Annotated in this window: 9 protein-coding genes; 6 read left to right on the top strand and 3 right to left on the bottom strand. The window is 71.5% G+C overall.

The features are described 5' to 3' along the window. Positions 1-2156: WD40 repeat domain-containing protein (locus tag SYYSPA8_RS32705; protein WP_407706136.1), on the top strand; the 2156-nt coding region annotated here is incomplete at its 5' end. Between the two features lie 5 nt (positions 2157-2161). Here SYYSPA8_RS32705 and SYYSPA8_RS32710 read toward each other — a convergent pair. From SYYSPA8_RS32710 to SYYSPA8_RS32720, 3 genes are all read right to left on the bottom strand, one after another. Then, entirely contained in the window at positions 2162-3325 is a 1164-nt protein-coding gene (locus SYYSPA8_RS32710) for a HEAT repeat domain-containing protein (protein ID WP_323451047.1), read from the bottom strand. An 88-nt stretch (positions 3326-3413) separates the two neighbouring features. Beyond that, the gene (locus SYYSPA8_RS32715) at positions 3414-6893 is read right to left on the bottom strand and encodes an HNH endonuclease signature motif containing protein (RefSeq protein WP_323451048.1); all 3480 of its coding nucleotides are present in this window, start codon (positions 6891-6893) and stop codon (positions 3414-3416) included. A 92-nt stretch (positions 6894-6985) separates the two neighbouring features. Continuing rightward, a complete protein-coding gene (locus SYYSPA8_RS32720; RefSeq protein ID WP_323451049.1) occupies positions 6986-7792 on the bottom strand; it encodes a DsbA family protein in 807 nt (268 codons plus the stop codon). A gap of 275 nt (positions 7793-8067) precedes the next feature. On the opposite strand from SYYSPA8_RS32720, the gene SYYSPA8_RS32725 reads away from it, so the two are divergent. From SYYSPA8_RS32725 to SYYSPA8_RS32745, 5 genes are all read left to right on the top strand, one after another. Then, complete coding sequence (locus tag SYYSPA8_RS32725) at positions 8068-8844, top strand: transketolase (protein ID WP_323451050.1); 777 nt, start codon at positions 8068-8070, stop codon at positions 8842-8844. A 104-nt stretch (positions 8845-8948) separates the two neighbouring features. Beyond that, entirely contained in the window at positions 8949-9848 is a 900-nt protein-coding gene (locus SYYSPA8_RS32730) for a transketolase family protein (protein ID WP_323451051.1), read from the top strand. Between the two features lie 60 nt (positions 9849-9908). Beyond that, positions 9909-10469, top strand: a complete 561-nt coding sequence (locus tag SYYSPA8_RS32735) for a hypothetical protein (RefSeq protein WP_323451052.1) — start codon at positions 9909-9911, stop codon at positions 10467-10469. 526 nt (positions 10470-10995) lie between these two features. Beyond that, a complete protein-coding gene (locus SYYSPA8_RS32740; RefSeq protein WP_323451053.1) occupies positions 10996-11793 on the top strand; it encodes a thymidylate synthase in 798 nt (265 codons plus the stop codon). A gap of 198 nt (positions 11794-11991) precedes the next feature. Beyond that, positions 11992-12309, top strand: coding sequence for a hypothetical protein (locus SYYSPA8_RS32745; protein WP_323451054.1), 318 nt, complete (start codon positions 11992-11994; stop codon positions 12307-12309). Positions 12310-12389 lie beyond the last annotated feature (80 nt).

A 12389-nucleotide genomic window follows, 5' to 3' on the forward strand; every position in this document is an offset into this window, starting at 1 on the left:
GCATCGCCACCCTCGCCACCACCCTCCGCCAGAGCGACCCCACCACCGCCATGCGCCTCGCCCTCGCCGCCCACCACACCGCCGACCTCCCCGAAACCCGCGCCGCCCTCACCACCGCCGCCACCCAAAAAGAACACGGCGTCTTCATTCCTCCCGACCCGGGCACGGCGGACCCTCAGGCCCAGTACCGGCTCACCGCCGACGGCCGGACACTTCTGCGGATCGGTGCCCGGGAGATCGTCCGCTGGGATGTCAACACCCACCGCCGCACCGGGTCGTTCCCCGGTCTCGGCAAGCACGCGCAAGCCTCGTACTCGGTAAGCCCCGACGGCCGCAAGCTCGCCGTGATGAGCCTCGACGACGGTGTACTGCTGTGGGATGTCCCGGCGGGCCGGGTGACGAAACGGATACAGAGCGAATTCGGATTGGCGGAGTTCAGCCCCAGCGGCCGAACCCTCGTGATCCAGAACGGCGGTTCCGGCCGAGGGGAGACCACGCTGCTGAGGGATGTGGCGAGCGGGCGGGTGCTCTGGCAGCAGACGGCGACAGGCCACAGGGGTTCCCCTGCCACCTCGGCCGCGGTGAGCGCCGACGAGCGTCTGGTCGCGTACTGCGAGTCCGGGCGGCAGATCCGCCTCTGGGAGATCGCCACCGGTCGCCCGCTGCCCGCCCCCTGGGCGCCCTGGGCCAACGGCCCAAAACCGCCCGGGTCCGACAAACGCGGCTGCTTCTACCCACCCCGCTTCGCCAAGGGCAGCGAACGCCTTGCCCAGGAGCACCCCGACAACGGTGTCCGCGTGTGGGACATCGCCTCGGGACGGCGGCTGATCGACACCGCCGAGCCCGCGAGCTACACAGTCGCGTACAGCTCGGACGGTGAGTACCTGGCGGCGCACAACAGGGGCACGATCCAGCTCTGGCGCATCACCGGGGACGGTGACGAGCCCGACTTCCGGTACGACGTGCCCGACGCCGCTTCGGCCGGGCTGGTCCTCGATGTCGGGCAGCGGCAGGTCCGCTATCTCGTGGGGAAGACCGTGCGCTCCTTCAGCCTGGACGGAGTCGTGACGTCCGACTGGTCCGGCACCAAAACCGCGACCGTCCACGGCCCGGACGAGCGCGACGTCGCCTCGGTCCGGCTCACCCCGGGCGTGGGCCGGCTGCGGTTCCGGCTCGACGCCGACGGCCGGACGACCGAGTTCTCGCGCGCCTGCAACCCACCCTCCTGGACACAACACCGCAGCTGCCCGGTGACCATGGCGTTCAGCGCGGACGGGCGTACGGTCGCGTTCGGCACACAGAGCAGCCAGGATCGGTCCGGCCAGGGCTTGAGCGACGTGGTTCTCAAAGAGACACTGGGCCTTCTCCTGGAGAGCGTGACCGTGGTCGACGTCCGCACCCGCCGGACCACGGCCGTCCTCCGCAGGACCCTTCCCCAGAACCATGCCGGTCTGGAAATCGGAGGCATCGCCTTCGCCCCGGACGGCAAGTCCCTGCTGGTCACCCGGCCGATGGGCGTCAAGGGCACGGTCGACCAATGGGATCTGCGCACCGGCAAGCGGATCCGCTCCATCCCGGGGCCGGCCGGCCAGATACGTGCGCGCCCCGGGGCCCGGACCGTGCTGGCCGCGAGTGGCGACCTGCTCGATCCGGCGTCGCGCCGGGTGACCCATACCGCCCTGGCGCATGAACGTATCGAGCACCTCGCCTACAGCCCGGACGGCAGCCGGCTCGCGACCGCCGACAGGTTCGGCCGGGTCACCCTGTGGGACCCGGTCCGCCATCGGCAGCTGGCCGTGTTCCCGTCGGACTCCTCCGAACCGTCCAACTCCGCGAAGGTCCTGGCCTTCTCACCGGACAACCAGACCTTGGCGGCCGGTTCGAAGGGCTCGGTGCGACTGTGGGACGTGCGTTCCCTCCAGGAGATCGGCATGCCCCGGCCCACGGGAGGCAGCGTCGTGTCCTCGCTGGCCTTCGGCCCCGACTCGAAGACCCTGCACGTCACCAGCTGGAACGTACCGGCGCGGACGTACCGGCTCGACTCGCGCAGCCTCGTCGCCCAGGTGTGTGCCCAGGTGCGTACCGGACTGTCGGAGGAGGAGTGGAATGCCCGCTTCGACCACGCCCCCTACCGCGCCACCTGCAAGAAGGCGTAGGTCTTTCACGGAGACGGTGGCAGTGGGGGCGGGGGCAAGAGCGGCGGCATGGGCCGGGTCAGGCCCCATTTGTGGATCCTGCCGGGGGTGAAGGGCACGTCCCGGACGGTGCGCAGGGCCGCTTCGATGCCGCCCCGGGCGTAGGCGGCGGGCACGTCGGCCCCGGTGAGGATGCGCAGTTCCGCGGCGATGGAGGGACGCAGGCGCTCCTCGTCGGTGAACTCCTCGACCAGGTCGGTGAGGGTGACGGGCACCCCGAAGCGGTGGCAGACCGCCGGGTCCAGAGTCTCCCGCAGCTCGCTCCACCGCTCGTCCGCGAATGGCAGTTCCTCCGCGTCGCCGCTCAGCCAGAGGCCCGCGATGTTGCCGAAGCGGACGAGGGCGTTGAAGCGGACCTCGTCGTCCGGGTCCTCGTGTGCGCTGCGCAGCAGCAGGCCGGCGGCGGCGGGCGAGCCGATCAGGAAGACGGGGTCGACGGCCGCCCGGCGGACCTCGGCGCCGGGGTCGGCCAGCGCACGGGCGAGCGCGTGCGGCGAGTCCTCGTCCAGGACCAGGCGGTACGCGCCGACGGCCAGTGCGCGGGCGGCCTCGTGCGGGCTCGCGAGGAGGGGGTGGAGGGCCGCCGCGCCGCTGTGGTCGCCGGTCGTGGCGAGGGCGATGGCCGTGTTGACCAGCAGCAGGGGCCACTCCGGGTCGACCGGTTCCCTGCGCTGTTCCGCCAGGACCGCGCGAAGGGTCTCGTCCGTCCCCGTACGGGCCGCCCCCTGGAGGGCTTCGGCGGCGGCGGCCCGGGTGGTGGGGGGTGCCGTGCGGTCGGCGAGGGTGGCCTCGACCCGGTCGGGTCCCTCGTCCCCGCCGCTGCGGGCCAGCGCGTACAGGACGCTCGCCGCCAGGGCGGCGGGGCCCGCGCCGGTGTGGGTGAGCAGCACCGGGACCGCCTCGGGGGTGGTGCTGCGGCGGATGACCTCGTACAGCACCGGGTGGTGGCGGTCGGGCCGTTCGACGGCGGTGGCGAGGACGCGGCGCAGCGCCTCCGGGCCGGCGGCGAGCAGGTCGCGGACGGCGCGCTCGGCCCGCGCGGGGTCGTCGCCGGATCCGCCGGGTCCGCCGGGTCCGCCGGGTCCCTCGGCGGCCAGGGCCTCCTGGATCAGTTGCTCGTACGCGGTCATGCGGTGCCGCTCCTCTCGCCCGCCCGGGATCGACTCCGGAGATCGCACAGGCCCCGGAGACTCCGGAGATCACGGAGACCCCGGAATACTAGGAAATGTCCTTCCTGATATCGGCCTTGATCGACTCGAAGAACGAGGTGATCGGCCGGTGCTGCTCCCTCCTGATGAAGATCAGGTTGTGTACGTCGTTCGTTCCGCCCCAGTTGACGGGCTTGATGTGGTGCTCGTCCCACGGGTTGACCATGTAGAGGTCGAGCCACGCCATCCCGAGTTGCGACGCCACCTCGTTCTTCGCGTTCTTCTCCGCCCGGTCCCGCTGGCCCGGCTGGTTCCGCTGGGGGTTGTTCCGGAGCAGCTTGTCCTTCTCGGCGTCCGCGCGCCGGCGCAACTCGGTCCGCCAGGCCTCGGTGAACTGGGCGCCCCCTGTGCTCCCGCCGGGGACGGTGTAGGTGCCACTGGGACGCGGCACTGTGCCGTCGGCCCGGTTGAAGTGGACGTTCCCCGGGTGCTTGTCGATGGGGCGCAGGAGGTCGTACCTGCTCCAGGCGGACTGGATGAAGTTCGCGAAGTCGCCGGTGAAGGTCTGGTCGTCGACCTTCCTGGCCTTGTAGAGCCCCGGTCCGCCGCCCTTGATGAGGACCGGCGGGCTTGTCTGCGACGGGTTGATGGACGCCTTGAAGTGGACGGCCCTGCTGGTGGCTCCCTGCGCGCCCTGAGCGCCCTGCCCGCTCTGGCCGCCTTGTTCGACCACGAGGGTGAGGGCGGAGAGCTTGTGGCGGCGGCGGATCGGGGGGAGGCCCTTGCGCAGGCTCTCGACGGTCGAGTCCGGTTTCACCAGCCCGCGTGCGTCGCTGAGCGCCGCGCCCAGGGCCTTGTCCTGCTCCTCCGGGGTGCGTTTGTCCTTCCGTGTGAACTTCCGTGTGAACTTCGCCGCCAGCTTGGAGCCGAGCTTCTTGATCAGACCGATGATCTTGTCGAGGACCCAGTCCACGGCCGTGTTGACCGGTCTGGCGAGCGCCTGGACGATCTGCTTCACCTTCGCGGCGATGCCGCCGATGCCCAGCAGTGAGGCCAGGAAGCCGAGGAGTACGGGGATGGAGCGCGCGAGGGCGCGTTCGACCAGGGCGGGGACGCCGCCGCTGCCGCCGCGGGCGATGGCGATGACGGCGTCGAGTACCGCGTTGACGAACTCGATGACCCGGCGGCCCTGGGTGACGACGAAGGTGATGACGTCGATGATGAGCTTGACCGCGCGGACGAAGGCCGACGCCGGGTTGAGCAGGGAGAGGATCCAGGTGATCCCCGCGGTGACGATCGTGGGGACGACATACTCGATGACCTTGTCGAGGAGGTTCTTCCGCAGGTCGCCGACGCGGGCCTTGAGGTCGTCCCACAGGGCGGCGACTCCGCGCCTGCGGACCTCCGCGATGATCGGCAGGGCCGTCTCCGCCGCCGCGACCAGCCGCTCCGGCACCCGGCGGGTGATCCTGGACCGGATGTTGGCCCAGGTCAGCCCGAGCAGTGAGGCGAGCAGCGACAGGACGCCCTGGGTGTCGAACTTGGCGGGGAGCTGGATGCCCGCCTCGGTGGCCTGGCCCAGCAGCCAGGACATGATGCCCTGCCGCAGATGTGTGCCGATGTTGCTCAGGAACTGGCGCAGGCCGGCGCCGACGGCGCGGACCAGGTTGCCGAGGAAGCCGATCGGGTCGGTGAGGATCATCATGACCGCCTGCGCGGCCTTGGCCAGGACCGCCAGGAGCAGCCGTTTCAGCTCCAGGATGGTGTCGATGACGCCCTTGACGGCTTCGACGGCCTTGGCGACCAGGCCCTTGTTCCGCTCCCGCTCCACCGCGATCTCGTCGTCCACCGACTTGAGCGCGTCGGTGTAGCGGGTGGCGAGGGTGTCGACGAGTTCGGTGCCCTTGTCGTCCACGGACTGGGTGAGTTCCGCGAACCGGTCCTCGAAGCCGGCGGCGGCCTCCCGGCCGATCGCCCTCAGGTCGGCGGGGAGCCCGTTCACCGCCGTGCGCATCTCGGTCCTGCCGTCGGCGATCCGCTTCTTGGCCTTGCCGAGCTGGGTCCCGATGGTGGTGGCCACCTGGGAGATGACCTGCCGCATCCGGCGCAGATAGCCCTCCCGGGCCTGGTCGAAGATGCGGTCCGCCTCGGCGGGCAGCCCGGCGAACAGGTCCCGGAGCCAGCGCAACGAGCCGCCCGGCCCTCCGTACCGGCGGTCCTTGTACTCCTCCATCTTCTGCCGGTGCTCGGCGGTGAAGGCGTCCCGGGCCTCCTTCTCACCCGCGGTGAACTGGTCGTCCACCAGCTTGTCGAGACCGCTCAGGATGGTCTCGACGTCCTTCTTCATCACGTCGAAGACGCCTTGCAGGACGGTCGCGACCTTCGCCCGCTTCTCCTCGTCGCGGGCCTTGGCGCCTTCCTTTCCGGCGCCGACCCGCCGGCCCGCCGCCACCCGCTGGGCGCTGATGGCGCCCATCGCCGCCGCGCCGGCCTTCCGGGCCTGTGCGGTGGCGCCGTTCAACTCGGCCGCCTCCGCCTTGCGCATCCTGCCGGGGGCGGTGGCGGAGTGCTGTTCGGCGGTCTTCTTGTGCCCCAGGGCCTGGGTGAACGCCGGTTCGTTGGCCTTCCTGAGCTGGCCTTCGGTGATCTGTGCCGCCGCCATCCGACCCTGGACCCGGGCGGGTCCGGCGGACAGGTCGGTGGCGGAGGGGGGCAGCCGGTCGGGTACGGCGTTCGCGGCGTTCGGCGGGGCGGGCGTGCCCGGCGGCCGGTCCGCTGCCAGTGGTGTGACGGGTTTGGGGACGGCGGCGGAGGTGTCGGGCGGGGCGGCGGTCGTGGTGGCGATCTCCCCGGCGGACTGCTCCTTGCCGTCGCCGACCTTGCCCTGGACCTCGGCGCGGACCTCGTCGGCCTTGCCGGAGTCGGCGAACTTGTCCGCCTCGTCCAGGTTCTTGGGGGCCTTCTCCTTGATCGCCTTCTCCACCGCGGCGATGAAGGCCTCCTTGTCGAAGTCCTTGGGTTTCGCCTCGTTCATCCGCTCGGCGTTGGCGGACTTGCCCTGGGCCTGGGCGTCGTCCTTCGGGGGCAGCGCTGCGGCGTGCGCCGCGTCGGCCTCCGTCCGCGCGGGCGGGTGCGACGAGGACACCGCGCGCTTTTTACGGCGTACGTCCTGTTTCAGCGCGGCGAACTTCGGGTCGGCGTGGGGGCCGGGTCGGCGCGCGCCTCCCGCGGCGGCCTGTCCCGCTCCGCCAGGGGCCGGGGCCGCCGCGGGAGTCGCCTGGGGTTCCGTCGTGGGACCGGCCGCCGGCGCACCGCCACCACGGGCCGCCGCCACCGCGCTGTTTCCCACCGGGGCCTGCGCCGCCGCTCCGGGCGGCGGTCCCGGGGGCCGGGATCCCGGCCTGCTCACCAGGGCGGCCGCCATCGCGGCGTTGGACACCGGGCCCGGCGGCCGGGCCCCGGCGGCGTGCGCCTCCGCCCGGTCCCTGACCGGCGCGGGGATCGGCGCCACCGCCTTCGGCCGGGGCGCGCGTGTCCGGGCCAGTGCCATCGCGGGGCCTCCCCGTACTCCTCGTACCCCTGTACTCCTCGTACCCCTCGTCCGGTGCCGAGCGTGGCAGTACGGGCGTGACCGGGCCGTCGTCAGAGCGTCGCCGAACCGTCTCCGGGGCCGGCCGGTCCGTACACATCCGGCTCCCGGTCCGTTCCCTGGGCCTGCGTGAGCAGCTTCTCGAACGGGATCCGGTCGAACAGCACCTCGTCGGACTCGCCGTCGGGGACCGTCCGGCCGTTGACCACCACCGTGGGTGTGCCGGGCCCCCGGGGACGTTCGAATCTCTCGTACGCCTTCTGCGAGGCGACGACGAAGTGCCGGAACTTCATCTGCCGGACGGAGTGGTCGAATTCGTCGCCGCGCAGCCCCGGCACCCTGTCCGCGAGGGCGAGCAGCTGCTCGGTGGTGTACTCCTTGCCGGGACCACCCTCGGCCCGTTCGGGCGGTTCGGGCGGTTCAGGCGATTCGGGCGGTTCGCCGAAGAGGACGTCGTGGTACTCGGTGAACTTGCCGACTTCCAGCGCCGCGCGCAGGGCGTTGACCGCGCGTGCGGAACCCTTGCCGCCCATCCCCCGGTCACGGGACGACGCGAAGGTGTACTCCGCCTTCACCCGGCGGTCGAGGAGCAGCTGCCGCAGCGACGTGGCACCGCCGGACCGCTCGAACTCCTCGACGACCGGGCACCTCGGGTCCTCGAAGACCCGCACCGTGGAGGTCGCCATCGGATCGCCCACCGCGATGGTCGTGCCGTCGGGTCCCAGCGACTCGGGCAGCTCGGCGATCCCGGCGTAGGGCAGGGGATCCTCCCACCCGCCTTCGGACGGCGACGGCCACCCGCACCCGGCCAACGCCACGACCAGCACACCCGCGGCGACCGCCGTGGTCGCCTGTCTCACATACTTCACCTGCTGCGATCCCCCTTCCTGCGGATGGGAGGACTGTAAGGGCTCGCTCACCGGACGTATACGTGACCGACCGTCGAGGACTTCGCACGCGGGATCAGCCCTACGGCAAGTCCAGCCACCGGATCGGGTGTTGTGCAGAGGATCAGGTCCGGGGACGCGTGCCGCGCGCGCTCTTCCCGGCCTGCTCAGGGGCGTTTGAGACAGTTTCCGGCCGGGCCGCGAATCCGTCTTGACCTCAAGTCAACTTGAGGTTGCACAGTTGGTTCATGACGCAGACGACAGCCAACAGCGACCCCGCCGGAAACCCCGCCGACCCCGGTGCGATCTCCGGCACCGACACCCGGTTCGGCTTCGGCGATCTCGACCGCCTGATGTCCCTGATGACCGGCGACGAGAAGCACGGACCCGCCGCGACCTCCACCCTGGACGCGCTGTGGGTCCTCTACGACCGGGTGCTGCGGGTGTCGCCCGGCGCGCCGGACGACCCGGACCGGGATCGGTTCCTGCTCTCCAAGGGACATGGGCCGATGGCTTATTACGCCGTAATGGCGGCCAAGGGGTTCTTCTCCGAGGAGCTGTTGTCCGGTTTCGGGGGATACGACTCGCCGCTCGGGCACCACCCGGACCGGGTACTGGTGCCCGGGGCGGAGATCGGCAGCGGCTCGCTGGGGCATGGGCTGCCGCTCGCCGTGGGGAGCGCCCTGGGGCTGCGGCTCCAGGGGCGTACGGACTCCCGGGTGTGGGTGCTGATCGGGGACGCGGAGCTGGACGAGGGCAGCAACCACGAGGCCATCGCCTACGCGGGCCCGGCCGGTCTTTCGGCGCTGCACGCGGTGGTCATCGACAACAGCTCGGCCACCCATGGCTGGCCCGGCGGCATCGCCTCCCGTTTCGAGGCGGCGGGCTGGTCCGCCGTGACCGTGGACGGGCGCGACCACGAGGCCCTGTACGCGGCGTACACGATGGCGCACCCGGGACGGCCGCATGTGGTGATCGCCCGGGTGGAGTCCAAGCCCGACCTGGGCGAACCCAAGCCCGGCTGACCGCCCCTCCCCCGTAGAGACCTCGTCCGCAAACCCGACCGACGCATCCGACGCATCCGACGCACCCGACCCGACCGACGCATCCGACTCAAGGGACACCCGCCATGGACACCATGCGTGAACGCTTCATCTCGACCACCTCCCGCCTGCTCGACGAGGACCCCCGGCTGGCCGTCGTCCTCGCGGACATCAGCGCCGACGGCTTCCGGCCCGCCCAGCTGGCGCACCCGGACCGGGTGATCAATGTCGGCATCCGGGAACAGCTGCTGGTCGGCGTGGGCGGCGGGCTGGCGCTGACCGGGGTCCGGCCGGTCGTCCACACCTTCGCCAGCTTCCTGGTGGAGCGCCCCTTCGAGCAGGTCAAACTGGATCTCGGCCATCAGGACGCCGGTGCGGTGCTGGTCAGCGCGGGCGGCTCGTACGACTGGCCGGCCGGGGGGTTCACGCACATGGCGCCCGGCGATGTCGCCCTGCTGGACACCCTGGACGGCTGGACGATCCATGTCCCCGGCCACCCGGACGAGGCGGAGACCCTGCTGCGCCAGGCGGTCAGGGGCGACGACCGGGTCTATGTCCGGCTCTCGCTCCAGCAGAACGACAGCGCTCTCCCGGTGACCGGCGCGGAGTTCCTGACCCTGCGCGAGGGCGGCTCGGGGGTCGTGATCGCGGTGGGCCCGATGCTCAGCGCCGTGGAAGAGGCGGTGGCCGGGCTGGATGTGACCGTGCTGTACGCGACGACCGTACGGCCCTTCGACAGCGCCACCCTGCGGCGGGCCACCGAGAGGGCGTCGTCCGACGTGGTGATCGTCGAACCGTATCTGACGGGCACCTCCACGGCCGCCGCCAACGACGCGCTGCGCGACCTTCCCCACCGGGTCCTCGGCCTGGGGGTGGGGCGCAAGGAACTGCGCCGCTACGGGCAGATGTCGGACCACCTGACGGCGCACCGGCTGGACCCGGCTTCCCTGCGGGAGGACATCACCGGTTTCCTCGGCGTGCGGTGAGCGCTCCGGACGGTCGAAAACGGAGTGCGTACCGGGGGTCGGGCGGCCCATGATCGACGGATGACCGGCTACGAGGTACTGCTCATCGGGGGACGCTCCGGCGTCGGGAAGACGACCGTCGGATGGGAGGTGTCCGAGCTGTTGCGGGCGGCGGACGTCGACCACTGCGTCGTGGACGGGGACTACCTGGGCCATGTGAGCCCGCCCCCGGCGACGGATCCGCACCGTTCCGCGATCACGGAGCGGAACCTGCGGGCGGTCTGGGCGAACTTCGCCGCGCTCGGCCAACGGCGTCTGATCTACACGAACACCGTCAGTGTGCTGGAGGCCGACATGGTGTGCCGCGCGATGGGCGGCGGCCCGTCGCCGTCGGCACCGGCGGTGCCGACCCGGGCCGTCAGGGTGCTGCTGACCGCGACGGACACGACGGCCGGCGCCAGGCTCGGCCTGCGGGAATCGGGATCCGGGCTCGCCGCCCACATCGAGCGCAGCGCACGCGCGGCACGGCGCCTGGCGCGGGAGGCCCCCGCCGACACGGTCACCGTGGCGACGGACGGGAAGTCGGTGCTGGACGTGGCCCGCGAGGTCGTGGCCGCCACGGGCTGGCGGACCGGCACCTGACAGCGGCATCCGACCGGCGGCGCGGCCCGGGGCGGGCTCGACGCCGGGACTCCTGGGGTCCGGCGCCGACTTCGCGACCGGACCCGGCGGTCTCCCGGACCGCCGCCCCCTCTACCATGGTGTCCATGATGACCGGATTTTCCCTACGCCGGCCCCAGGGCGGGGCGCGTAGGGAAGGAAGAGATGGCTCACTCACCGCACCGGCGCTGGAAGGGTTGCCCGCTGTGCGCGCCGCACAAGCTGCGGGGACACGGTCGGCCGGTCCGTGACCCTTGGCCGGTTCTGCGGAAGCTGGGGCGGAAGCGCCGCTTCGGCCGCCGCGACCTCGGCGACCAGGAATGACACCCGGCCAGGAATGACGTCGCACGACATCGGCTGACATCAGCTGACATCGGCTGAGCCCGCCGGACCGGACCGGGCCGGATTCCGTCCGGTCCGGTCCGGCGGCCACGTCGGCCCCCCGGGAAGTGACCCGGCGGCCCCGGCCACAGGGGCTCCTCCCCCGGGGCCAGTAGACTCGACGGCTGTGGCGGATACCCAGTACGAAGACCTGTTGCGGCTGGTGAGCACCTCCGGGACGGCCAAGGCCAGCCGGACGCGCACCGGCACCCGAAGCGTCTTCGGGCACCAGCTGCGCTACGACCTCGCGCAGGGTTTCCCCCTGATCACGTCAAAGAAGGTGCACCTCAAGTCGATCGTGTACGAACTGCTGTGGTTCCTCCGCGGCGACTCGAACGTCGGCTGGCTGCATGAGCACAACGTCACCATCTGGGACGAATGGGCCGACGCGCACGGCGATCTCGGTCCCGTCTACGGCGTGCAGTGGCGCTCTTGGCCCGCTCCGGACGGCAGGCACATCGACCAGATCAGCGAGGTGCTCGACATGCTGCGCCGGGATCCGGACTCCCGCCGGATGGTGGTCTCCGCCTGGAACGTCGCCGAGTTGGACAAGATGGCCCTCGCGCCGTGCCACGCCTTGTTCCAGTTCTACGTCGCCGACGGCAGGCTCTCCTGTCAGCTGTACCAGCGCAGCGCGGACCTCTTCCTCGGTGTCCCGTTCAACATCGCCGGCTATGCCCTCCTCACGCACATGGTGGCGCAGCAGGTCGGCCTCGAACCGGGTGACTTCATCTGGACCGGGGGCGACTGCCACATCTATGACAATCACGTCGAGCAGGTGGCCGAGCAGCTCTCGCGCACGCCGTTCGAGTTCCCCCGGCTGCGGCTGCGTCAGGCCGACTCGCTCTTCGCGTACGCCTACTCCGATGTGGAAGTGCTCGGCTACGAGCACCATCCGGCGATCAAGGCCCCGGTCGCGGTGTGACGGTCGGGCCCGCCCAAGAGCAGGGCCCGGGCCTTTTCGCGCGCGCGGACACCGTCCCTGCCCGTGTCGCGACGCCCCTGCCCGTGTCGCGACGCGCCTGCCCGGGGTGCGTCCCTGCCCGTGTCGCGACGCACCGTCCTGCCCGGCGGTACGATCGACCCAGGATTTGAACCTGTTCAAAACTTTGGGGGACCCGCCATGCCCGGACCGACGGCAGCCGGATCGACCGACTCACCCGCCACCCTCCTGGGGCCCACCGCCCTTGCCCTCGGCGCCTATTCCGCCCTCAGCATCCTGGGGCAGCCGGTCATCTACGAGCTGGTTCCTCCGCTCGCCTTCCTGACCCCTTTCGCGGTCATCGCCGGAGCCCTCGCCATGGTCCTCGGCGCGGCGGGCATCCTGTACGCACGCCGGGGCGTCGGCCGGATGGGGGTCGCCGTCGCGGGGACCCTCCTCGGCACCATCGGGTTCACCACCGTGGTCGTCTTCCTGTTCCTGCTGGTGAGCGCCTACTGAGCCCGCGCCGCTCACGGGCGGCCCCGCGCTCCGCGCCCCAACGGCCGTACAGGTCCCGCGACTTGGTCTAGACCTGACGG

Source organism: Streptomyces yaizuensis (genome assembly GCF_034961445.1).
Taxonomy (GTDB): domain Bacteria; phylum Actinomycetota; class Actinomycetes; order Streptomycetales; family Streptomycetaceae; genus Streptomyces; species Streptomyces yaizuensis.